This window comes from Rugosimonospora africana, from assembly GCF_016862975.1.
Classification (GTDB): domain Bacteria; phylum Actinomycetota; class Actinomycetes; order Mycobacteriales; family Micromonosporaceae; genus Rugosimonospora; species Rugosimonospora africana.
Genome location: NZ_BONZ01000027.1, coordinates 34,963 through 57,217, shown reverse-complemented (window position 1 = coordinate 57,217; position 22,255 = coordinate 34,963). Strand labels below are relative to the sequence as shown.

Genomic DNA, 22,255 nt, shown 5'->3' with positions numbered 1-22,255 from the left:
AGGGAACGGTCCCTGGTGCGATCGCCACGACCGCACCAGGGACCGCCGCCGAGGACGGCTGTCGATTACGACAACGGCGGGTACGCATTCGCCATGAGCTGCTGGAACTGGGCGGAGAACCAGTGTCCGGACAGCGGCGCGTTGGGCAGCGCCCCACTCATGTTGTTGCCGTTACGGGCGTTGCCGCCGTAGGTCGGGTCGCACATCCGGTCGAAGCCCTTGCCCTCGTCGTTCGAGATCGCCGAGCTGGAACCGTCGGACTCACCCGGCGGCTTGATCCAGACGTACGCGTCGATCCCGGCCGGACCGGGGTTGGCCCTCGGCCGCTCACCCAGGCCGGCACCGCTCTGGTTGCACCAGTTGCCGGCGTGGATGCGCTTGTCGATGCGGGACTGGTTGACGAAGGTGTTCATGTCGGTCGACGTGCTCGCGGCGGTCGGCCGGTTCGGGCCGCCCCACCCGTCGCGGGAGGTGTCGATGAGCATGCCGAGGCCGGAGGAGAAGCCCTCGGACACCAGCTTGGTGCGGAACGCCTGCGCGAACGACAGCTCGTCCACGTAGTTGTTCCAGTCCACCCAGGTCGACTGCCGTACCGACTGGCCGCCCACCGTGGAGTTGATGTTGAAGTACGGCTCCTGGAGCGCCGAGTAGTTCGCGGTGTCCGTGATGAAGCCGTCGACGCTGGCCATGCCGGCCGTGGTGCCGCGCGCGGTGGACGCGAACAGGTCGGCGGCGGGGCCGAAGTTGCTGTCCCAGCCGAGCCACGCGTGGTGTCCGGCGTCGATGTAGTTGTACGCGTTCGAGATGGCGTGCAGCTTGTTCAGGGCGTACTGGATGCCCTTCACGTAGTTGCCGTTCTGCAGCATCGTGTTGCACATGTCGGTGGCGCCGGCCGTGCCGTTGGTGTTGGTCACCAGGTTCGGCAGCGAGTCGATCTCGATGATGTTGATGATGCGCAGGCTGGAGTACTTCGAGTCGGACATGATCGCGGCGATCGGGTCGATGTACTCCGACTCGTACCGGCCGATGTCGTTCGGACCCAGCTCGCCGTTCGAGGCCAGCGCGGCGCAGTCACGGCCGGGCAGGTCGTAGATGACGAACTGGATGTACTCCGGGGTGCTGCCACTGCGCTCGGCGAGCGCCTGGTCGAGGTGCGCCCGCAGGCCCATGGCGCCGTTGGCGCCGGCGATGGCGGCGATGCGGTCAAGCCAGACACCGGTCGGGTTGTTGGACACCCGGCTGCCACCCGACTCCGCGTTGGCCTCGGCCTGCCACTCGGGGTTCACGTACCCCTTGGCGCCGGCGTACGGGTTGTCCACGTGCGCCGGGCAGTTGGTGGTGCACGGCGAGCCGGTGGACGTCGGGGTCGGGGACGTGGTGGTACGCGTCGGGGTCGGCGAGGCCGTCGTGCGCGTCGGGGTCGGCGAGGCCGTGGTACGCGTCGGGGTCGGCGAGGAGCCGACGCTGCCGTTACACGTCACACCGTTGAGCGTGAAGCTCGTCGGGTTCGTGTTGGAGCCGGTCCAGCTGCCGTTGAAGCCGATGCCGGACACCGTGGCCCCGGTGGCGATGTTGCCGTTGTACGACAGGCTGGTGACTGTCTCCGTGCTGCCGCTCTGGCTGAAGTTGCCACTCCAACCCGACTGGACGGTCTGGCCGCTGGGCCAGGTCCACTTCAGCGTCCAGCTGCTGATCGGGTCGCCGAGGTTGGTGATGGCGATGCTGGCCCCGAACCCACCCGGCCACTGGTTGGTGACCTGGTAGTTGACCGAACAGCCGGTCGCCGCGCTGGCCTGGGTGGCCGCGACGACGGCCATCCCGGAGCCCAGCACCAGCGCCGAGGCGACGATCGTCGCTCGGCGCAGGCGCGAGCGGCCGGCCGCGCGTAACGGAACGAATCTCATGCGGATACTCCTTGGGAGGTTTGCCTTCCGGCCGGCGAACGGGCCGGGACGATGCGGCTCGGGCCGGCCGCGCCGGTGCGGCGCGGTCAGCTGGCGGTCACCTGTCCGTTGCCGGACTGCCCTAGGCGACCAGCATTCGGGCCCGACTCCCAGACGCGAATGTGTCCGTCATCATGGCATGGGAACGCTCCCATAGCAAGGTCCAGAGCGACCCGTGCGCAGGCGGCGCCACACGAGCGGGACCGCGCCCGCGCATCGGCGGCACCGCGCGGCCCGCGCACGGATAACACCGCGCGATCCGCACGGAGGACACCACAGACCGCGCCCGGGCGCGCCGCGACGGCGCGCCCGGGCGACCCACGATCAGCCGGAGGGGAACCGGTGCGCGGTCCAGTGGAGCCCGCCGTCGTGGGTGACGTACACCCCGGTGTCCCGCAGGTACACGGCGGTGTCCGCGTCGCGGGCCGCGAACATGTCGGCGACTTCCCCGGGCCGAGCGCCGGTGTTCGCGACCGGGGTCCAGTGCACCGCGTCGGTGGTGCGGTAGATCTCGCCCCCGGGACCGCTGCGCCAGGCGACGGTCGCCGAGATCGGGACGACCCGGGTGGCGTACCCGGCCGGCTCCAGCGGGCCGCGGGACTGCCAGGTACGGCCGCCGTCGGTCGAGGTGACCAACTGCTTGCCCTGCTGTCCGGCCGCGGGCGCGCCGGCGCAGACCACCCAGCGGCTGCCGTCCGGGGCCGCCGTCATCGTGGAGTACGGCGAGCCGGGGTACAGGGTGTCGTGGCACGGGTCGGCCATCGGCGCCCAGTGCGCACCCCGGTCGTTCGTGACGAACCAGGTGGCCGGCGAGTGTCCGGTCAGCACCGCGGCGCTGTCCTCGCCGAACACCGCGATCCCGTGCGAATCCGCGCGGCCGGGCGGCTGGGCCTGCGGCAGGTCCACGTTCGCGCCCCGCTGCGACATCGCGACGGCACCGTTCTGAACGAGCCAGACTGATCCCCCGGTGGTCGCCGCGTACGCGGACGCGGTGGAGTCGCCGCCGAGACTGAGGCTCTGCCAATTGTGACCACCGTCGGAGGCCGCGCTGATCGTCACGTCGTCGACGAGCCACAGCTGGGTGTCGCTGACCGCCAGCAACGTTCCGGCGTAGGAGTCCTGCGGGGATGCCAGCCGGGTCCAGGTTGAGCCGGAGTCGGTGCTGCGCCACACCACGTCGCCGAAACGGTCGTCCGGCCGGGCGCAGCCGAACAGGCACGACGACGAAGCCAGGAACATGGTGCCGGACGGCGAGACCGCCACCGCGGCGACTCCGGGACCGAGCGACACCGGGCTAGCCGACGGTCCCGGGCCGGTGACCGGGGAGCGGACCGGTCGCAGGTACGTGTTGGCGGAGGCCGCGCCGGCGAGCACCAGGACCAGCATGAGGGCCGTACCGACCGCGATCCAGCGGGTACGGCGCCGCCGGCGCGACCGGATCTCGGCGAACGCGGGTGGGCGCAGTTGCTGTTCGAGTTCGTCGCGCAGCCCCGCGAAGTCCAGCTCAGGCATGACGGCTTCCTCCCCCCACCGGCGCTTCGCCGAGCAGCCGGGCCAGTGCGTTGCGGCCGCGGGACAGCCGCGCCTTGACCGTGCCGATCGGCGACCCCACGCGTACCGCCACCGCCTCGACGGGCATGTCGGCCAGGTAGTGCAGGGCGATCGCCTCACGTTGCTCGAAGGGCAGCCGGCGCAGCGCGCCGAGCAACCGCACGCGGTCGTCGACCCGCCCCGAGTCCTCGGTGACCACCTCGTCCGGGGCGGACAGCCGCGCCACGGCCCGGCGCCCGGCAAGCACCCGCCGCCACCGCGACCGCAGCAGGTTGACCGCGACCCGGTAGAGCCACGCCTCCGGGTCCTCGACGACGGCACGCCGGCCGCTCATGCCCAGCGCCCGCACGAAAGCCTCCTGCACGGCTTCCTCGGCCTCGGCCCTGGAACCGGCGAGCGCCGTGAGCAAGGCGACCAGCCGGCTGTAATGGCCGGCGTACACCTCCTCCCAACCGGTGTCCACCCAATCTCCCATCGATCGGCGCCATTGCGGCGCTCGTCCACGTCAGGGAGACGACGCCTCAGCCCGGTGGAAGGTTGCCGCGACTTTCCGGCGACGGCAGGATCTGCCTGAGCCGTCCCGGAGCGCCGGAGCGCGGCCGCCACTCCCGCGGGTAGCCGAGGGAGACTTCCTCGAACGGCACGCCGTCGCGCCAGATCGTGCGCGGGATGTGCAGGTGACCGTAGACGACCGTGACCGCACCGAACCGTACGTGCCAGTCGTCGGTGCGCTCCGTGCCGCACCACTGCGCGAACTCCGGGTACCGCAGCACCCGGGTCGGTTCCCGGATCAGCGGGAAGTGGTTGACCAGCACGGTGGGCAGGGCCGGATCCCGCGCGGCGAGCAGTTGTTCGGTGACCGCGACGCGCTGAGCGCACCACGCCTGCCGGCTCGGGTACGGGTCGGGATGCAGCAGGAACTCGTCGGTGCACACGACGCCGACCTCGTACGCCCGGGCCAGCGCCGCCTCCCGGGTCGGGTACCCGTCCGGCCGGAACGTGTAGTCGTAGAGCAGGAACAGCGGCGCGATGGTCACCGGGCCGCCCTCGCCGCGCCAGACCGGGTACGGATCCTCGGGCGTGAGGACGCCGAGTTCCCGGCACACCTCGACCAGTCGCCGGTACCGGAATTCGCCGCGGAGCTGTACCGGATCCGGTCGCGGCGTCCACAATTCGTGGTTACCGGGTGTCCAGATCACGGTGGCGAACCGTTCACTCAACAGGCGTAGCGCCCATTCGATATCGGCGAATGTCTCGCCCACATCCCCGGCCAGCAACAGCCAGTCCCCAGGCGATTCCGGCGCGAGTTGTTCGACGATCCGTCGATTCTCCGGGTACGCCACGTGGATATCGCTGATAGCGAACACCTTGCCGGACGGGTCGCCCACCACGCATCGATGTTACGGAAAGCCCACCGGCATCCAGCACGCACCCCCGGGTTCGCCGTACAAGCCGTCCGTCAGCGCGTTCACGCCGGCGACATCGACCCACACTCGCGCATGGTGAGCATCCGAGCACGCCAAGCAAGATAGTTACAAAGGCGTGACATTGACGGGCTGACGAGTATTGTCACAGGCCATGTGGACACAGCTAGAGGCATAGACCGGAGTGCATACACACGGTCGCTGAGCCATTACTGGCACGCCTTTTCGCGACCCCGGAGTCTCCCCTGGAAGGGCTGAGAATTGTCTGCCCACGAACGCAACGACGCGGACATCGTCGACTTCGTGTCGAGTCTGAACCCGCAGCGGCGTACCACCCGCCGCAACCGCCAGCGCCGCCGCGTCCCCCCACCACCGGCACCCCGGCGCTGGACCGTTCCGCTCATCGCCGTCGTCGGCGTGCTGTTCGCCACCGGTGGCGGCATCGCTCTCGCGGCCTCGAACACCGAAGACCCACCGGCGGTGGACTGCACCCTGCAGGTGCCGGCCAACCCACTCACCGCGCAGGGTCTGGCCACCCCGTACCGGCTGCTCACCCCGTCCTGCCACCAGTCCGACGACGGCACGTCCGCGTTCGTCCAGGCGGCCGTCATCGACCCGGCCACCGGAGCCATCTCGGTGTACAGCCCGGTCGTGGTCGACGGGAACGACGCGCCGGCCGCGCCGCCGGTCGTACCGAAGCTGCCCGCCGACGCCGTCGTGGGCGTCTGGTTCGGCTTCAACGGCGACAACCTGACCCTGGCCGACAGCGACGGCAGCCTCCAGTCGGGCTCGTGCGTCAACGGGCTCGGTGACTCGATCTTCGGCCAGTACGCCTACTGCAACGCACCGGCGTTCTTCACGGCCGCCAACGCCGCGATCGCGGCGGGCAAGACCACGGTTCCCCCGCTGGGTACCGCGAACGACGGCCTGCCCTGCCCGACGACCCGCGACTTCGGCATCGTCGACATGGACCAGAGCGACAACGTCACCACCAGCTACCTGTTCCTGCCGGACGGCAGCATCGCGCAGAACACCGCGACGAACCAGGCCGCGCTGGCTGCCAAGGGCGCCAAGGTGGAGACGAACGGCAGCGACAACGGGCTGCTGGACAGCTACGTGGCGCCGGTGCTGGGCTGCACGCCGTACACGGCGCCGGATCTCGCCGACCCGGGCAAGTCGGCACCCGCGCTGCCGCTGAACGAGTTGCAGGCCGCGGCGTTCCAGGCCGCTCCGGTGGCCCTGGTGCCGACGAGTGACCCGATGGTGCTGGTGGACGGCAAGACCAGCGTCCGCAAGACCAACCTGTACCGGGCCGGGGTGAACATGGGCCCGATCGACACCGCCACCGAGACACCGAAGGCGTACTGCCAGAACATCATGTCCCTCGGCATCGACCGGACCAACCTGGACCGGAAGTCGACGCTCAAGGCGGCCTCACCGGACGCGGGTGCGGCGAACAACCTGTTCACCTTCCTCGCCCAGCGGCTGAGCGGGAGCTTCGACGAACTCAACTGCGGCGATCTGCTCGGCATCGACAACCCGATCACGGTGACCACGAACGACGACGGTGTGGTGGTCAGCGCGCGGCTGAAGCCGGTGACCATGCCGTCGGCGTCGCCGACCGCATCGGCGGCTCCGACGGCCAGCACCCGGCCGACGCAGAGCCCGAGCGCACCGGCGGGTTCGCCGACCGGCAGCGCTCCGGCGAGCACCGCACCGACCGCGAGCCAGGGACCGACGAAGGCCCCGACCACCGGGCCGACCAAGCCGCCGACAGTGGCTCCGACGACCAACGCACCGACGAAGGCTCCGACCAAGGCTCCGACCACGGCTCCGACGAAGGCCCCGCCCACCACGGCGGCCGCCAAGCCGCCGACGCACGCGGCCGGCGGCGGAACCGGAGGGAGCGGAACCTCGGGCGGTGGAAGCACCGGCGGCGGGAGCACCGGCGGCGGGAGCACGACGGCCCACGGCGGGAGCACCGGCGGTGGGAGCACGGCGACCCACGGCGGGGGCAGCACGGGCGGCGGGAGCAACACCGGCGTCCAGGCGGCACCGGCCGTGGTACCGGCCGGGAACACCAACACCCTCGCCCCGGCCGGCGGGCTGGTCGCCACCGGAGCCCCGCAGGACACCGCCTCGCCGCTGCCGACCCTGACCCTCGGGCCGATGCCGTTGAAGACGAAGGGCATCAAGGCCGCCGGCGCGAGCACCGGTGTCGGGTCGATGCCGCCCGCGCGGCTGGCCGGCACGGTACTGCTGTCCGGCGGCGGGGTCCTGGTGATCGGGATCCTCATCCGTGGCCTGATCAACCGGCGGCGCCGCCGCGACTATCAGTTCTCCGAGTTCTGATCCACCGCACTGGCGGTCTACCGCCCAGTCCACACGTCCGGGCCCGCGCTCCCAGCCAGGGAGCGCGGGCCCGCCCGCGTAACGGGTACGGCCGCGGCTGGCCAGGGTGGCGGCGAGCCAGGACGGCGGCGAGCTGGACTGTCCGGCAAGAGTTGGACTGTCCGGCAAGAGGTAGACCGTCCGCCGAGAGCTTGGACCGCGGCGAGCGGCGCTCCGGCGGGACACCGGCCCGGCCGCCGGGGCAGACTGGAGCCGTGTGGAGCCAGATCACCGCGCACCGCGGGGTGCCCAGGTCCGTGACTCTCCCGTCCGGCCCGATCGCAATCTTGGACGTCGCCCCGGCGGGCACCCCGGCCGGCACCGCGCTGCTGGTGCCGGGCTTCACCGGCGGCAAGGAGGACTTCGCCCCGATCCTGAACCCGCTGTCGGACGCCGGGTTCCGGGTGGTCGCGATGGACCTTCCGGGCCAGTACCAGAGCCCGGGGCCGGAGGACCGTGCCGAATACACGCCGGACCGGCTGGGGGCGGTGGTCAATGAGCTGGCCGACAGCCTGGACGAGGAGCGGCCCCACCTGCTCGGGCACTCGTTCGGCGGGCTGGTCGCCCGGGCCGCGGTGCTGGCCGCCGCCCAGCGGTACCGGTCGCTGGTCCTGCTCGACTCCGGGCCGTCCGCGATCGACGGCGGGAGACGGGAGACGATGGTCCGGTTGACGCCGTACGCCCAGGGTGGCATGGCGGCCGTGTACGCCGCCCGGCTCGCGGTGTACCCACCCGACCCGGACGCGCCCGTCGAGTTGAGCGCGTTCCTGCGCGAGCGTTTCCTGGCCTCCAGCCTGGACGGCCTGTTCGGCATGTCCGACGCCCTGATCAAGGAACCCGACCGGGTCGATGAGCTGCGCGCCACCGGTGTGCCGGTGCTGGTCTGCTACGGCGAAACCGATGACGCGTGGCACCCGGAGCTGCAGCACGAGATGGCCACCCGGCTGGGTGCCGGCGTGGCCGCGATCGCGAGCGCCGGCCACTCGCCGGCGGTCGAGGCGCCCGAGGCGACGGCGGCGATCCTGACCGCGTTCTGGTCCGGTGATCCCCTGTGATCGCCATCGACGCCGGCTCCCCGGTGCCGCCGTACGAACAGGTACGAGCGCAGTTCGCCCGGCAGATCGGCGACCGTACGCTGGCCGTCGGCACCCGGCTGCCCACGGTACGGCAGCTCGCCACCGACCTCGGCCTGGCGGTGAACACGGTGGCCCGCGCGTACCGCGAGCTGGAGGAGGCCGGCCTGATCGCCACCCGCGGCCGGGCCGGCACGTTCGTCGCCGCCGCCGGACACCGTGGCCGGCAGCGGGCGCTGGAGGCGGCACGCGACTACGCCACGCTGGTGCGCGGCCTCGGCATCGACGGCGACGAGGCGCTGGACATCGTGCGCGCCGCTCTGCGCGCCCACCCGGACGCGCCACCGGTCGACTCACCGGAGCGGGAGGTTAGTTGACGATGCTTCCGCCGAGTCCCGACCAGTTGGTGCCGGACAGCTCGCGCTGCAGCGTGTTGTCGGTGCCGCGCACGTAGACCTGGACGTTGCCGATCTCGTCCACCAGCGCGACCGGGTCGCCGGCGATGTCACCCCGCAACGACTCCCAGCCGGCGCCGGCCGGATCCACGTGCCACAGCGCGTTCGCGGCGCGCGTGTAGATCTGCGTGTGCCCGTCCGGGTCGACCACCGCTGTCGGGCTCCCGGCGACCTGGCCACCCATCGAGGACCAACCGGCTCCGGACGGATCCACGTGCTGCAACGAGTTGTCCCGGCCCCGTACGTAGATCTGGAGGTGCCCGGCGGAGTCCAGCACCACCGCCGGGTCGCTGGCGATGCTGCCGCCCATCGACGACCAGCCCGCACCCGACGGATCCACGTGCCACAGCGCGCTGCCCGCCCGCGCGTAGATCTGGATGTTGCCGGCGGAGTCCACGATGGCCGCCGGGTTGCCGGCGATCTGGCCACCCATCGACGACCAGCCCGCACCCGACGGATCCACGTGCTGCAGGGAGCTGTCCGCGCCGCGGACGTAGATCTGCACGTGGCCGGCGCGGTCGAGGACAGCGCACGGATCGCCGGCGATGTTGCCGCCCATCGACGACCAGCCGGCGCCGGCCGGGTCCACGTGCTGGAGCGAGTTGTCGGCACCGCGGACGTAGATCTGCACGTGGCCGGCGGAGTCGATGACCGCGGCCGGCGTGCCTCCGATGTTGCCGCCCATGGGCGACCAGCCGGCGCCGGACGGGTCCACGCTCGACATCGAGTTGTTGGTGTTGTGCACGTACGCGCGGATGTGGCCGTCGCCGGTGCGCACCAGCCAGCGGTCGTACGCGAGGCCGAGCTTGATCGGCAGGAGCCTGCCCCATTGGCCGAAGTCGGCCACCCGTGCCTCGTTGGCGTCGCACTCGGCACCGCCGACGGTGATGCCGTTCTGCACCTGGCGCAGGTGCGCGCGGGTGTCCCAGTGCCCGGAGGACCACGCGTACGTCTGCCAACCCCAGACGATCTTGCCGGCGTTGAACAGCCGCTGGATCACGTGGTACCCGGCGTAGGCGCCACACCGGGACAGGCCCAGCACGGACGCGACCCCGTCGAAGTACGCGTTGATCGCCGGCTGCTGCGCGGCCGAGGCGTCGAAGTCGACGCTGAAGTAGATCGGTCTGGTGGGCGGCATGCCGCAGGCGACCGCCTGGCTCTGCGCCTGCTGCGCGTCGGTCACGCCCTGCGAGAATCCGTTGAGCGCGGCGCTGGCCGCGGCCTCCCAGTTGCACACGACGTGCAGGCCGGCGTTGATGAGTTGATTGGCCTCGTCCGCGGTCAGGTTCTTGGCCGGATTACGGCTGAGGTACCGGCACACGAACGTGTAGCCGGTGGACCGGATCGTGTGGGGACTCGGATGACTGAACGAATAATCGATCCCCAAGCGTGTCATTGGACGAGCAATTCTGACGGCACGTGGATGGAAGCCATCTCCACCTCCGCGGAAATTGGTTCGATGCGCCGATCGTCATCCCGAGCCGGTGTGCCTGTCAATGGTTGTGGCGTGCTTCGACACATGACCGTCACCGCTGGTCAAGGCCGTCTCGTCGGGCTACCATGACCTCCATTGTGGACGCGCGGCGAACCGCCTCAACCAGAATCTCCCTCAATTATCCGAAGACCTGTTCGAGATATTCGCACCTAGCGATGATGTCCGTCAGGCGTGCCGTTCGGGCCGACGCGGAATGGTCGCGTCAGTCGAACCGGTGCGGCTTCCAAGTCCGTCCCGCGTCGGAGGTTAAATAGATTACTGTCGATGATTGATAGGTGAGTGCGATGCCGTGATCCGCGTCCGTGAAGCCGACGTAGGAGAACCCGTCGGGCCCGTCGGGCTTCAGCGCCACCGACCAGGTCTGCCCGCCGTCGCGGCTGACCCGTACCGGCATCTCCTGGCCGGCGAGGAACACCGCGTCCCGCGTCGAGGCCAGTGACGTGACGGAGCCGGCCGGATCCGGAGCACCGGCCATCGGCGTCCAGGTCACGCCGCCGTCGGTCGAGGTGAAGCCCTGCTTGGCGGACTGGGAGCCGTCGGGCGGGCCGGCGCACACCACGGCCAGGCTCAGGTCATCGGCCGCGGCGAGGACGGACCCGGCCTGGTAGCCCTCGGCACACGGCAGGCTGCGCCGGCTGACCGTGCCGTCGTCGACGGCCAGCAGGTCGTTGCCCTCGCCGTACGCGTAGACGTGGTCGCCGTGCAGGACCAGCCCGGTACCGGCCGGCTCCGCCACCTTCGAGAACGAGTCGCTGCCGGTGGCCGCCGACCAGAGGGTGTGCGAGTCGCCGGAATGCGGACCGGTGGCCACCCACACCCGGCCGGATGCCGCCTCGACGGTCGCGGCGGCCGGCACCGAGGTCACCGTGTGCCAGGTGGTGCCGCCGTCGTGCGTCGCGTACAGCACGCCGGACACTCCGCCGGGATCCTCCGCCAACAACGGGGCGCGTGCCACGATCCAACCGTCATGGGAGTTGGCGAACCGGATGTCCCCGGTGAACGCGGCGTCGCCCGGTGCCGGACCGCCGACCCAGGTACGGCCGCCGTCCCTGCTGTGCAGCACCGCCGGGCACTCGCTCCACGGCCGCTCGGACAGGCACGGCGCGTAGCCCAGTACCCAGGAGACGTTCGGGCTGATGAACGTGATGGACTCGACCCGGAATCCGGGCGGGACCGGTCCGCCGGCCGGGCTGCTCGGCGCGGGCGGCGTGACGACGGGTACGGATTCGGCGGCGGTCGGCCCGCGGGTCGGGCCGGCGCCCTGACCCACCCGGTCGGCTGGTGTCGCCGTACTGGTGTGCGCGGCGGTCACGTCCTGGTGGGTGGCCGGCCGGTCCTCCAGCAGGTAACCGCCGGTCGCGCCGAGCACGACGAGTACCGTGGCCGCGGCGGCCGTGACCAGCAGGCGCCGCCGGTGACGGTTGGCGTACGCGCGGCGGGCGGCAAGCGCACCGGCCGGCCGTGCCCGCGACAGCGTCTCGGTCCGCAGAGCCGCGAAGTGCTCGCGCAGCACGGTGTCGTCGCTGTCATCCAACGGATCCACGCCGCACCTCCTCAACAGGGTCGCTCAGGTCCTTGAGCAGCGCCGCGCGCGCCCGGTGCAGCCACGATCGCACCGTGCTCTCCGGCACGCCGCAGTCCTGGGCTATCTCGCCGGTGGTCAGGTCGGCCAGGTAGAACAGCGCCACCGCCCGGCGTTGCTTGACCGGCAGCCGGTCCAGCGCGGCGGTCAGCGCGACCCGGTCGGGGCTCGGCCCGGCCACGGTCTCGACGCGCTGCCGCGCGACGAACCGCAACGCGGTACGGGCCCGCCGCCACCTGCTGATCGCCAGGTTCCAGGCCACCCGGCGTACCCAGGCCGCCGGGTCGTCGTAGCCCGTCAACCGGTCCCACCGCCCCCACGCACGGCAGAACGCCTCCTGTACCACGTCCTGCGCCTCGGCCAGATCACCGGTCCCGGCGTGCAACTGCACGACGAGCGGACCGAAGTGCGCGGCATAGAAGTCATCGAAGCTCCCTGACAAACGCCCTCCCCCGCGAACCGGCCGCCTGGAACACGCGCCAGCGTGCCTGTCCGTTGCGGCGATCTAGAGTGGTTTTCATGAAAGCGATCGAGGTGAACAGCCATGGTGGCGCGGAGGTGCTCGCTCTCGCCGAACTCGCCGACCCCGTTCCGGGCGCCGGCCAGCTGCTGGTCCGGCTGGCGGCGTGTGGCGTCAACTATATCGACACGTACCACCGCCGCGGCTTGTACCCGCGCCCGCTGCCCTTCGTGCCCGGCACCGAGGGCGCCGGTGAGGTGGTCGCCGCCGGTGCCGGGGTTGATCCGGCGATCGTCGGGCGCCGGGTGGCGTCGGCCGATCTGGCCGGCGCGTACGCGGAGTTCAGCCTGGTCAACGCCGACCGCGCCGTACCGCTGCCCGACGATCTCGGCGACGAGTTGGGCGCCGCCGCGATGCTGCAGGGCATGACCGCGCACTATCTGGTGCATGACAGTTACCGGGTGCAGCCGGGCGACAGCGTTCTGGTACACGCGGCGGCCGGCGGAATGGGCCTGCTGCTCACCCAGTACGCCACGGCGCTGGGCGCCCGGGTGATCGCGACCGCGTCGACGCCGGAGAAGGCGGAACTGGCCCGGACGGCCGGGGCGGCGGAGGTGCTCGGGTACGACGGGTTCGCCGACGCGGTACGGGACCTCACCGGCGGCGAGGGCGTCGCGGCGGTGTACGACGGCGTCGGCCGGTCCACCTTCGACGGCAGCCTCGCCAGCCTGCGGCGGCGCGGGATCCTGGTGCTCTACGGGCAGTCCAGCGGTCCGGTTCCGCCGTTCGACCCGGCGCGCCTCGCGGCGGCGGGCTCACTGTCGCTGACCCGGCCGACGCTGACCCACTTCGTGGTGACCGCGGACGAGCTGAACCGGCGGGCGGGCGACGTGCTGCGCCGGGTGGCGGACGGCTCGCTGAGCCTGCGGATCGGGGCACGGTACCCGCTGGCCGAGGCCCGCCGCGCGCACGAGGACCTGGAGAACCGCCGTACCACCGGCAAGCTCCTGCTGATTCCCTGAGCCGAACGCCCGGCCGGGATCAGTCAGGTCCCGGCCGGCGGACCGGCGACGCTGCCCAGGTCATCGCCGATCAGTTTGGCCGTATCGAGCAGCGGCGGCAGCAGGTCCCGGCGGATCTCCTCGACGGTGCGCCGGCTCGCGTGCGCGGAGACGTTGATGGCCGCCACCACCCTGCCCCGCGTGTCCCGGATCGGCGCCGCCACCGAACACAGGCCCTCTTCCAACTCCTGGTCGACCAGCGCCCAACCCTGGCGGCGGATGCGCATCAACTCCGCGCGCAACCGCGCGGGTTCGGCGATGGTGTGCGGCGTCAACGGTCGAAGCTCGGCCGACAGCAGGTACCCGTCGAGCCAGTCGGACGACTGGCCGGCGAGCAGCACCCGGCCCATCGAGGTGGCGAACGCCGGGAACCGGGTGCCCACGCTGATCGCCACGGTCATGATGCGCTTGGTCGCCACCCGGGCGATGTAGACGACCTCGTCGCCGTCGAGCACCGAGACCGACGAGGACTCGTGCACCCGCTCGACCAACTGTTCCAGGTGCGGCATGGCCACCTCGGGCAGGGACTGGCTGGACAGGTACGCGTAGCCCAGCTCGAGGATCTTCGGCCGCAAGGCGAACCGCCGCCCGTCGCTGCGCACGTAGCCGAGGCTGACCAGGGTGTGCAGGAAGCGCCTGGCCGCGGCACGGGTCAGGCCGGTCGTCCGGGCGACGTCGCTGAGGGTCAGCTCCGGGTGATCGGCGTCGAAGGCCCGGATGACCGCGAGTCCCCGGTCCAGCGACCGGACGAATTCCCCCTCGCGAGGCGCATCGTCAGCCATCGGGTTCCTCTCCCGCGCTCCACCGCGGCACCCGCGCATCGCCGCGTTGCTCCACCGTGGCACCCGGCGAATCCGCCGCGTTCGCTAGCCGAACAGGACCACCTGCCGAACAGTAGAGCCGCCGGGCCGGCCAGTCAACACCCGTGCACGCCGATGAATGGCTGTTGCGGTACGGGAATCCGAATCGGTACACGGCAGGCGTTGACGCCTACCGTTGCGTCACCTATGTTCGCCAAGAGAAACACTCGTTCGTACGGCGCACACACCCCCGCTTCTCCGCCCGAGGAGTAGTCGTGACGTTGTTAACTGAGTCGACCTGGCCCGGAAAGATCTTTCTGGATGGATGGCGGCCCGCCACGGGCGGTGACGCGGCGGTTGTCGAACCCGCGACCGGCGAGGAACTGACCCGGATCGGCAGGGCCGGGCCGGACGACGTGGTGCGCGCGGCCCAGATCGCCCGCGAGGCGCAGGCCGGATGGGCGGCGTTGCCGCACACCGAACGCGCGGCGGTGCTGCGCCGGGCCGGCGACCTGTGGGCCCGGCACGCCGACGAGGTGGCCTGCTGGCTCACCCGCGAGGCCGGGTCGGTTCCCGGCAAGGCGCAGTTCGAGGTCGGACTGGTCGTGCAGGAGTGCTACGAAGCCGCGGCGCTGCCCTCCCGCGCGTACGGTGAGCTGCTGCCCAGCACCGAGCCCCGGCTGAGCTGGGCGCAGCGGTCGCCGGTGGGCGTGGTGGGCGTGATCTCGCCGTTCAACTTCCCGATCATCCTCGCGGTGCGGTCGGTCGCTCCCGCGCTCGCCCTGGGCAACGCGGTGATCCTCAAGCCGGATCCGCGCACCGCGGTCAGCGGCGGGGTCACCGTCGCCCGCGTCTTCGAGGAGGCCGGCCTGCCGCCCGGGGTGCTGCAGGTGCTGCCCGGCGGCGTGGACGCCGGCGAGGCGCTGATCGGCGAGCCGCCGGTACGGGTCATCTCGTTCACCGGCTCGACCGCCGCCGGCCGGCGGGTCGGGCAGCTCGCCGCGGCCTCGCTCAAGCGGGTACACCTCGAACTCGGCGGCAACTCCGCGCTGGTGGTGCTCGACGACGCCGACCTCGACCGGGCAGTCTCGGCCGCCGCCTGGGGCTCCTACCTGCACCAGGGCCAGATCTGCATGACGACCGGGCGGCACCTGGTGGCCGAGCGGGTCTATGACGAATACGTCGCCAGGCTGGCCGACAAGGCGACGCACCTGCCGGTCGGCGACCCCGCCACCGGTCAGGTGGCCCTCGGTCCGCTGATCGACGCCGGCCAGCGGGACAAGGTGCACCGGCTCGTCACCGGTACCGTCGAAGCCGGCGCGAAGCTGGCCGCGGGCGGCGAGTACGACCGGCTGTTCTACCGGCCCACGGTGCTGGCCGACGTGACGCCGGACATGCCGGCGTACGCCGAGGAGGTCTTCGGCCCGGTGGCCCCGGTGCTCCGTTTCTCCACATTGGACGATGCCGCGAGGCTCGCCGCGGACAGCGAGTACGGGTTGTCGCTGGGCATCCTCACCCGAGACGTGATGCGCGGACTCGCGCTGGCACAACGGATCCCGACCGGCGTGGTGCACATCAACGATCAGACCGTCAACGACGAAGCCAACGTCCCGTTCGGTGGCCTGGGCGCATCGGGCACCGGGTCCCGGTTCGGCGGTGCCCCGGCCAACGTCGACGCCTTCACCGATACGCGCTGGGTGACGGTGCGCGGAGAAATCGCTCCGTATCCATTCTGAGTTAGTTCGAGGCCCCGCTTCCTCCGGAGAGCCCCATGACCGCATCCGTAACACCCGGCGGCCTCCCCCGCCGTAGCGTGCTCAAAGCCATCGGCGCCGGCGCTGCCGTCACCGGCGGCGCCGGCCTGCTCGCCGCGTGCAGCAAGGGATTGAAGGGCACCGGCAGCACCGGCGACTCGGGCACCCTGAAGATCGGCTACGTCAGCCCGCAGACCGGCCCGCTGGCCAGTTTCGCCGCGTCCGACAACTTCGTCATCAAGCAGGTCACCGACGCGCTGAGCAAAGGCATCACGGCCGGCGGCAAGCACCGCGGCGTGCAGATCGTCGTGAAGGACAGCCAGTCGACCACGACCCGCGCCGCCGACGTCACCAAGGAACTCATCCTCACCGACAAGGTGGACATCGTGCTCGCCTCGGCCACGCCGGACACCGCCAACCCGGTGGCCGACCAGTGCGAGGCCAACGGCGTACCGAACGTCTCCACGATCGTGCCGTGGGAGGCGTGGTTCTTCGGCCGGGGCAAGAAGGAGGGCGAGTCCTTCAAGTACACGACGATGTTCTTCTTCGGGATGAAGGAGTTCACCGACCTGTTCACCCACATGTGGGGCAGCATCGGGGCGACCAACAAGACCGTCGCGTGCCTGTGGCCCAACGACACGGACGCCAACGCGTTCCGCAGCGGGTTCCCGCCGGCGATGGGGCCCAAGGGCTACAAGGTCATCGACCCGGGCGGGTACCAGGACGAGATCAGCGACTTCAGCTCGCAGATCTCCCGGTTCAAGGCGGCCGACGCGGAGCTGTTCACCTGCACCCCGCTGCCGCCGGACTTCCAGACCTTCTGGAAGCAGGCCGCGCAGCAGGGATACCGGCCGAAGCTCGCGACGGTGGCCAAGGTGATGCTGTTCCCGAGCGAGGCCGACTCGCTGGGCCAGCTGACCAACAACATCGCCACCGACGTGTGGTGGAGCCCGAGCCACCCGTACAAGTCGACGTTCGACGGCAAGACCGCACAGCAGCTGGCCGACGACTTCGCCACGCAGACCGGCAAGCAGTGGAGCCAGGCGCTCGGCTCGGTGTACTCGCTGTTCGAGATCGCCGCGAAGGCGCTGTCCGGCGCGAGCGACCCGAAGGACCGCGACGAGGTCGCCCACCAGCTCCAGACCATGAAGATCGAGGGCATGAGCGGGCAACTCGACTTCACCGCCGGCCCGCAACCGGGCATCGCCATCCAGACCCCGGTCGGCGGCCAGTGGCGTAAGGGCAAGAAGTTTCCGTGGGACATGTACCTCGTGGACAACACGTTCAACCCGGACGTTGCCACCACGGGCGACCTGCAGCCCACGTCGTAGCCCGCATGAGTTCCCGAGAGCGGCCGCTTGACCGCACCACTGACGCACCCGGCGCCGAGCTGCTCTCGCTGACCGGCATCAGCAAGCGCTTCGGCAAGGTCCTCGTCGCCGACCGGCTCCAGTTGCGGGTCGGCGACGGGGAGGCGGTCGGCATCGTCGGGCCCAACGGCGCCGGCAAGACGACCCTGTTCTCCATGGTGTCCGGCGACGTCGCCCCGGATGACGGCGAGATCGTGTTCGGCGGTCGTACGGTCACCCGGCTCGGCGCGGCGGCCCGCTGCCGGTTGGGCGTCGGGCGCACGTACCAGGTGCCGCGACCGTTCGAGAACATGACCGTGTTCGAGAACGTGCTCGTGGCCGCGCAGTACGGCGCCGGTGTCCGGGGACGGGCCGCGGCCGACCTGGCGCTGGCCGTCCTCGACCAGACCGGGCTCCTGCCGATCGCCAACCGCCACGCCGGGGCGCTGACCCTGTTGCAGCGCAAGCGACTGGAGCTGGCCCGGGCGCTGGGAGGCCAGCCCCGGCTGCTGCTGCTCGACGAGGTCGCCGGCGGGCTCACCGACCCGGAGGTCGAGGAGCTTGCCGGAATCATCGCTGCGTTGCGCGCGTCCGGGCTGACCATCGTCTGGATCGAGCACGTCGTGCACGTGCTCGTCCGGTCGGTGGATCGGCTGCTGTGCCTGGCGGGCGGCGCGTTCATCGCCGACGGCAGCCCGGAGGAGGTGCTGCGCGACGACACGGTCCGCGAGGTGTACCTCGGCGGTGGGCCGGAACTGACCGCGGTGGACACGGCCGGCCCCGGCGAGGTGGCGCCGTGACCCTCCTGGAGATCAGCGATCTGTACGCGTACCACGGGCAGCTCGCCGCGATCAGCGCGCTGGACCTCACCGTCGAGGAGGGTCAGACACTCGCGGTCATTGGCGCCAACGGTGCCGGGAAGTCCACCCTGCTGCGCACGATCGCGGGAGTCATGCCGGCGGGTGCCGGCAGCATCCGGTTCGACGGGCGGGACATCACCCGCCTGCCGGCGCACCACCGGGTGGCGGCCGGCATCGCGCTGGTACCCGAGGGGCGGCGGCTGTTCCCGTCGCTGTCGGTGGAGGAGAACCTGCTCGTCGGCGGGTACCGGCGCCGCCCCGGGCCGTGGAACGTGGACCGGGTCATGGAGCTGTTTCCGTGGATGGCGCAGCGGCGTCGGCAGTCCGCGGCCGGGCTGTCCGGCGGCGAGCAGCAGGCGGTCGCGATCGGCCGGGCGCTGATCAGCAACCCGCGCCTGCTCCTGCTCGACGAGGTGTCGCTGGGGCTGGCGCCGGTGGTGGTCCGGCGGATCTACCAGGTGCTGCCGGAGATCCTGCGGGCCGGCACCACGGCACTGCTGGTCGAGCAGGACGTCGCCCAGGCGCTGCGGGTCGCCGACCACGTGCACTGCCTCCTCGAAGGGCGCACGGTGCTGCGCGGGCGCCCCGGCGAGTTGGCCCGGGAACAGATCGAACGGGCGTACTTCGGCGTGGACGCGCGCCGGCAACCGGCCGCCGCGCCGGGCGGCAGCGGCTCGGCCGACGCGAGCGACCCGGCCGGCGCGGGCGATCCGGCCGGCGCGAGCGATCCGGCCGGCGCGGGCGATGAGAGCGGCGCGATCCCCCGGCAGGCCGGGCCGAATCCCGCCGGGTCGGGGGCCTCCGAGCCGAGTGCGAGCGAGCCGGGCCCGGCCGGAGCCGGCCCCGCCGGGAAAGCGGACGAGGAGGTGACCGGCTAGATGGCCTGGGTCAACGCCGTGGTGCAGGGAATCCTGCTGGGCGGGCTGTACGCGCTGTTCGCCTGCGGGCTGTCCATCGTCTTCGGGGTCATGCGCATCGTGAACCTCGCGCACGGCGACTTCGCGGTGCTCGCGGCATTCCTCGCATACTCCGTGGCCGACGCGACCGGGCTCGGCCCGTTCTGGGCGGGTGTCATCGTCATTCCCGTGCTCGCCGCGGTCGGCTACCTGCTGCAGCGAGTGCTGCTGCAACGCAGCCTCGGCGTCGGGCCGCTGGCCACACTGCTGGCCACGTTCGGCCTGTCGGTCATCATCCAGAACGTTCTGCTGCAGACGTACTCGGCCGACGCCCGGGCGCTGGACATCGGCCGGCTGGCCTCGGCGTCGCTGCGGATCAGCGGCCAGCTGTCGATCTCGTACCTGGCGCTGATCACCTTCGTCCTCGCCGTCGTGGTCCTGGTCGGCCTGCAGCTGTACCTCTCCCGTACCCGGACCGGCCGGATGCTGCGCGCCTCGTCCGACGATCCGGAGGCGGCCCGCCTGGTCGGCGCGGACAGCCGCCACCTGTACGGCATCGCCACCTCGATCGCGTTCGCCACGGTGGCGCTCGCCGGGGTGATGTTCGCGATGCGCTCCTCGTTCGACCCCAGCATCGGCCCGACCCGGCTGATCTTCGCGTTCGAGGCGGTGGTGATCGGCGGCCTCGGCTCGCTGTGGGGCACGCTGGTCGGCGGCATGGTGCTCGGCCTCGCGCAGACCGTCGCCGGCCAGTTCGACCCCGCGCTGACCCTGCTCGCCGGTCACGTCATCTTCCTGGCCGTCCTGGCCTTCCGGCCGCAGGGCCTGATTCCCGCGAGGAGCACCTGATGGCGATCGGCGACGCGCTGCTCGCGCGGGCCCGGGACATTCCGGTACGCCGGGCCGGCCGCTCCACCCGGTGGACCACGGTCGGGCTCGGCCTGGTCGTGGTGGTGCTGGCCTACCTGCCGTACGTCGCGTACACCACGGTCACCGACCGGCTCGTCGACTTCCTGATGCTGCTGACCATGGCGACCATGTGGAACCTGCTGGCCGGGTACGCCGGCCTGGTCTCGGTGGGCCAGCAGGCGTACGTGGGCCTGGGTGCGTACGCCGTGCTCCAGCTGTCCGACTGGGGCGTGCAGCCGTACCTCGGCGTGCTGCTCGCCGCGGCGGTCTGCACGGTCATCGCGCTGCCCACCTCGCTGCTGGCGTTCCGGCTGCGTGGCGACTACTTCGCGGTCGGCACCTGGGTGATCGCCGAGGTGTACCGGCTGCTGATCGTGCGGGACGGCGACCTGGGCGGCGGCAGCGGGCGGTCGCTGACCACGCTGTCCGGGCTGGACCACACGCTGCGCGAGGCGCTGACCTACTGGGTGGCGCTGGCCGTCGCGGTGCTCGCCCTGCTGGGCTGCTACCTGCTGCTGCGCAGCCGGCTCGGGCTCGCGCTGACCTCGGTGCGCGACAACGAGACCGCCGCGCGCAGCGCCGGGGTGGACGTGCGGCGGGCCAAGCGCGTGGTGTACCTGGTGTCCGCCGCGGGCTGCGGGTCGGCCGGCGGTGTGCTGCTGGTCAGCTCGCTGAACGTGCACCCGGACACGGCGTTCAGCGTGCAGTGGTCGGCGTACATGATCTTCATCGCCGTCATCGGCGGGATAGGGTACCTGGAGGGTGCGATCGTCGGTTCGATCGTGTTCTTCGCGGTACAGGAGATCTTCGCCAACTACGGATCCTGGTACCTGATCCTGCTCGGCGCGCTCGCCGTGATCGGCGCGGTGTGGCTGCCCCGGGGGCTGTGGGGTGAGCTGCGGGCGAGGACCGGCGCCCAGCTCTTCCCGTTGCGGTACCGGGTGGATACGCCGGTGACGGCGGCGACGCCGGTCCCGGTCGAGAGGTAGGCAATGCGCACCCAGGTAGGCATCGTCGGAGCGGGGCCGGCCGGTCTGCTGCTGTCGCAACTGCTGGCGCTGCACGGCATCGACTCGGTCGTGGTCGACGACCGCAGCCAGGAGCACATCGTGGCGCGGGCCAGGGCCGGCGTACTCGAGCACGGCAGCGCCGAGCTGCTGCGCCGCGCCGGCCTCGGCGCCCGGATGGACCGCGAGGGCATCGTGCACGGCGGCATCTACCTGCAGTACGACGGGGTCCGCGAGCACCTGGACTTCCGGGACCTGGCCGGCGGCCGGACGGTGATGGTGTACGCCCAGACCGAGGTGGTCAAGGACCTCGTCGCGGCCCGGCTGGCGGCCGGCGCCAACCTGGTGTTCGAGGTCCGCGACACCGAGGTCGACGAACTGACCTCGGACCACCCGGTGCTGCGCTACACGACGCCGGACGGGGTGCGTCACGACGTGGTGTGCGACGTGATAGCCGGGTGCGACGGGTTCCACGGCGTGTCCCGGCCGAGCATCCCGGACCGGGCGCTGACCATCTTCGACCGCACGTACCCGTACGCCTGGCTGGGCATCCTGGCCCGGGTGCCGCCGTCGACGGACGAGCTCATCTACGCGTACCACCGGGACGGCTTCGCCCTGCACAGCCTGCGCGGCCCGGAGGTCAGCCGCCTCTACCTCCAGGTGGCCCCGGACGAGCAGCTGTCCGCGTGGCCGGACGAGCGGATCTGGACCGAGCTGCGCCGCCGCTTCGCGCTGCCCGGCTGGGAGTTGGCCGACGGTCCGATCTTCGACCGGTCCGTGACGCCGATGCGCAGCTTCGTCGCCTCGCCGATGCGCTACGGCCGGCTGTTCCTGGCCGGCGACGCGGCGCACATCGTGCCGCCGACCGGCGCCAAGGGCCTCAACCTCGCGGTCGCCGATGTCGCCGTGCTGGCCGAGGCGCTGGTCGCGCTGCTGCGCGACGGGAACCCGGATCTCGCCGACGCGTACTCGGACAATTGCCTGCGGCGGGTCTGGCGGGCCACCCACTTCTCCTGGTGGATGACCTCGATGCTGCACCGGGCCCCGGACGGCGACGAGATGCGGGAGCAGCTCCAGCTGTCGCAGCTGCGGTACACCACGTCGTCGCGGGCGGCGGCGACCACGCTGGCGGAGAACTACGTCGGGTACCCGCCGCTGGACCTCGGGGGCCTCGACCTGCCGGCTGATTGAGCCGGCCGGACGACACCGGCCGACCGGAGCCGACCCGACAACACTTCAGCCGAA

The 22,255-nt window shown here is 71.5% G+C and carries 19 protein-coding genes; 11 read left to right on the top strand and 8 right to left on the bottom strand.

The features are described 5' to 3' along the window. Positions 1-65: 65 nt before the first annotated feature. The 4 genes from Raf01_RS13850 to Raf01_RS13835 form a co-directional block, all read right to left on the bottom strand. A complete protein-coding gene (locus Raf01_RS13850) occupies positions 66-1,904 on the bottom strand; it encodes a glycoside hydrolase family 6 protein (RefSeq protein ID WP_203918254.1) in 1,839 nt (612 codons plus the stop codon). 363 nt (positions 1,905-2,267) lie between these two features. After that, positions 2,268-3,455: a WD40/YVTN/BNR-like repeat-containing protein gene (locus tag Raf01_RS13845; RefSeq protein WP_203918253.1), complete on the bottom strand. Its 1,188-nt coding sequence runs from the start codon at positions 3,453-3,455 to the stop codon at positions 2,268-2,270. Next, positions 3,448-3,969: a sigma-70 family RNA polymerase sigma factor gene (locus Raf01_RS13840; protein ID WP_203918252.1), complete on the bottom strand. Its 522-nt coding sequence runs from the start codon at positions 3,967-3,969 to the stop codon at positions 3,448-3,450. The genes Raf01_RS13845 and Raf01_RS13840 overlap by 8 nt, the downstream gene beginning before the upstream one ends. Positions 3,970-4,015: 46 nt before the next feature. Beyond that, a complete protein-coding gene (locus Raf01_RS13835) occupies positions 4,016-4,885 on the bottom strand; it encodes a metallophosphoesterase family protein (protein WP_203918251.1) in 870 nt (289 codons plus the stop codon). Between the two features lie 294 nt (positions 4,886-5,179). On the opposite strand from Raf01_RS13835, the gene Raf01_RS13830 reads away from it, so the two are divergent. The 3 genes from Raf01_RS13830 (at position 5,180) to Raf01_RS13820 (ending at position 8,759) form a co-directional block, all read left to right on the top strand. Beyond that, positions 5,180-7,270 (top strand): hypothetical protein, encoded by a 2,091-nt coding sequence (locus tag Raf01_RS13830; RefSeq protein ID WP_203918250.1) that lies wholly within the window; start codon positions 5,180-5,182, stop codon positions 7,268-7,270. Positions 7,271-7,596: 326 nt separating this feature from the next. Further along, the gene (locus Raf01_RS13825) at positions 7,597-8,364 is read left to right on the top strand and encodes an alpha/beta fold hydrolase (RefSeq protein ID WP_203918249.1); all 768 of its coding nucleotides are present in this window, start codon (positions 7,597-7,599) and stop codon (positions 8,362-8,364) included. Continuing rightward, complete coding sequence (locus Raf01_RS13820) at positions 8,361-8,759, top strand: GntR family transcriptional regulator (protein WP_203918248.1); 399 nt, start codon at positions 8,361-8,363, stop codon at positions 8,757-8,759. The genes Raf01_RS13825 and Raf01_RS13820 overlap by 4 nt, the downstream gene beginning before the upstream one ends. Here Raf01_RS13820 and Raf01_RS13815 read toward each other — a convergent pair. The 3 genes from Raf01_RS13815 to Raf01_RS13805 all read right to left on the bottom strand — a co-directional run bounded on the left by Raf01_RS13815 (position 8,752) and on the right by Raf01_RS13805 (position 12,356). After that, positions 8,752-10,224: a DUF8189 domain-containing protein gene (locus tag Raf01_RS13815; protein ID WP_203918247.1), complete on the bottom strand. Its 1,473-nt coding sequence runs from the start codon at positions 10,222-10,224 to the stop codon at positions 8,752-8,754. The two genes, Raf01_RS13820 and Raf01_RS13815, sit on opposite strands and share 8 nt — an antisense overlap. A 310-nt stretch (positions 10,225-10,534) precedes the next feature. After that, positions 10,535-11,875 carry a hypothetical protein gene (locus tag Raf01_RS13810; RefSeq protein ID WP_203918246.1) on the bottom strand — a complete coding sequence of 447 codons (1,341 nt, stop codon included), beginning with the start codon at positions 11,873-11,875 and terminating at the stop codon, positions 10,535-10,537. After that, positions 11,859-12,356 (bottom strand): SigE family RNA polymerase sigma factor, encoded by a 498-nt coding sequence (locus tag Raf01_RS13805; protein WP_203918245.1) that lies wholly within the window; start codon positions 12,354-12,356, stop codon positions 11,859-11,861. Before Raf01_RS13805 ends, Raf01_RS13810 begins: the two co-directional genes overlap by 17 nt. Before the next feature lie 77 nt (positions 12,357-12,433). Between Raf01_RS13805 and Raf01_RS13800 the strand changes: the two genes are divergently transcribed. Continuing rightward, positions 12,434-13,396 carry a quinone oxidoreductase family protein gene (locus tag Raf01_RS13800; RefSeq protein ID WP_203918244.1) on the top strand — a complete coding sequence of 321 codons (963 nt, stop codon included), beginning with the start codon at positions 12,434-12,436 and terminating at the stop codon, positions 13,394-13,396. Between the two features lie 23 nt (positions 13,397-13,419). Here Raf01_RS13800 and Raf01_RS13795 read toward each other — a convergent pair whose 3' ends face one another. Continuing rightward, positions 13,420-14,217, bottom strand: a complete 798-nt coding sequence (locus Raf01_RS13795) for an IclR family transcriptional regulator (RefSeq protein ID WP_203918243.1) — start codon at positions 14,215-14,217, stop codon at positions 13,420-13,422. 293 nt (positions 14,218-14,510) lie between these two features. On the opposite strand from Raf01_RS13795, the gene Raf01_RS13790 reads away from it, so the two are divergent. From Raf01_RS13790 to Raf01_RS13760, 7 genes are read left to right on the top strand one after another with little or no spacing between them, the layout of a single operon-like run. Continuing rightward, a complete protein-coding gene (locus Raf01_RS13790; RefSeq protein ID WP_203918242.1) occupies positions 14,511-15,971 on the top strand; it encodes a benzaldehyde dehydrogenase in 1,461 nt (486 codons plus the stop codon). A gap of 35 nt (positions 15,972-16,006) precedes the next feature. Beyond that, positions 16,007-17,320 (top strand): ABC transporter substrate-binding protein, encoded by a 1,314-nt coding sequence (locus Raf01_RS13785; RefSeq protein ID WP_203918241.1) that lies wholly within the window; start codon positions 16,007-16,009, stop codon positions 17,318-17,320. 5 nt (positions 17,321-17,325) lie between these two features. After that, positions 17,326-18,138, top strand: coding sequence for an ABC transporter ATP-binding protein (locus Raf01_RS13780; RefSeq protein ID WP_203918240.1), 813 nt, complete (start codon positions 17,326-17,328; stop codon positions 18,136-18,138). Further along, a complete protein-coding gene (locus tag Raf01_RS13775) occupies positions 18,135-19,076 on the top strand; it encodes an ABC transporter ATP-binding protein (protein WP_203918239.1) in 942 nt (313 codons plus the stop codon). Before Raf01_RS13780 ends, Raf01_RS13775 begins: the two co-directional genes overlap by 4 nt. After that, a complete protein-coding gene (locus tag Raf01_RS13770; RefSeq protein WP_203918238.1) occupies positions 19,077-19,943 on the top strand; it encodes a branched-chain amino acid ABC transporter permease in 867 nt (288 codons plus the stop codon). Next, a complete protein-coding gene (locus Raf01_RS13765; protein ID WP_203918237.1) occupies positions 19,943-20,992 on the top strand; it encodes a branched-chain amino acid ABC transporter permease in 1,050 nt (349 codons plus the stop codon). The genes Raf01_RS13770 and Raf01_RS13765 overlap by 1 nt, the downstream gene beginning before the upstream one ends. A 3-nt stretch (positions 20,993-20,995) precedes the next feature. Then, positions 20,996-22,201, top strand: a complete 1,206-nt coding sequence (locus Raf01_RS13760; RefSeq protein WP_203918236.1) for a 4-hydroxybenzoate 3-monooxygenase — start codon at positions 20,996-20,998, stop codon at positions 22,199-22,201. The last annotated feature ends 54 nt before the right edge of the window (positions 22,202-22,255 follow it).

Bases quoted from the DNA above. Each gene is read 5' to 3' on its own strand.
- Raf01_RS13850 (WP_203918254.1), bottom strand. From the start codon at position 1,904: ATGAGATTCGTTCCGTTACGCGCGGCCGGCCGCTCGCGCCTGCGCCGA.
- Raf01_RS13845 (WP_203918253.1), bottom strand. From the start codon at position 3,455: ATGCCTGAGCTGGACTTCGCGGGGCTGCGCGACGAACTCGAACAGCAA.
- Raf01_RS13840 (WP_203918252.1), bottom strand. From the start codon at position 3,969: ATGGGAGATTGGGTGGACACCGGTTGGGAGGAGGTGTACGCCGGCCAT.
- Raf01_RS13800 (WP_203918244.1), top strand. From the start codon at position 12,434: ATGAAAGCGATCGAGGTGAACAGCCATGGTGGCGCGGAGGTGCTCGCT.
- Raf01_RS13795 (WP_203918243.1), bottom strand. From the start codon at position 14,217: ATGGCTGACGATGCGCCTCGCGAGGGGGAATTCGTCCGGTCGCTGGAC.
- Raf01_RS13785 (WP_203918241.1), top strand. From the start codon at position 16,007: ATGACCGCATCCGTAACACCCGGCGGCCTCCCCCGCCGTAGCGTGCTC.
- Raf01_RS13780 (WP_203918240.1), top strand. From the start codon at position 17,326: ATGAGTTCCCGAGAGCGGCCGCTTGACCGCACCACTGACGCACCCGGC.
- Raf01_RS13770 (WP_203918238.1), top strand. From the start codon at position 19,077: ATGGCCTGGGTCAACGCCGTGGTGCAGGGAATCCTGCTGGGCGGGCTG.
- Raf01_RS13765 (WP_203918237.1), top strand. From the start codon at position 19,943: ATGGCGATCGGCGACGCGCTGCTCGCGCGGGCCCGGGACATTCCGGTA.
- Raf01_RS13760 (WP_203918236.1), top strand. From the start codon at position 20,996: ATGCGCACCCAGGTAGGCATCGTCGGAGCGGGGCCGGCCGGTCTGCTG.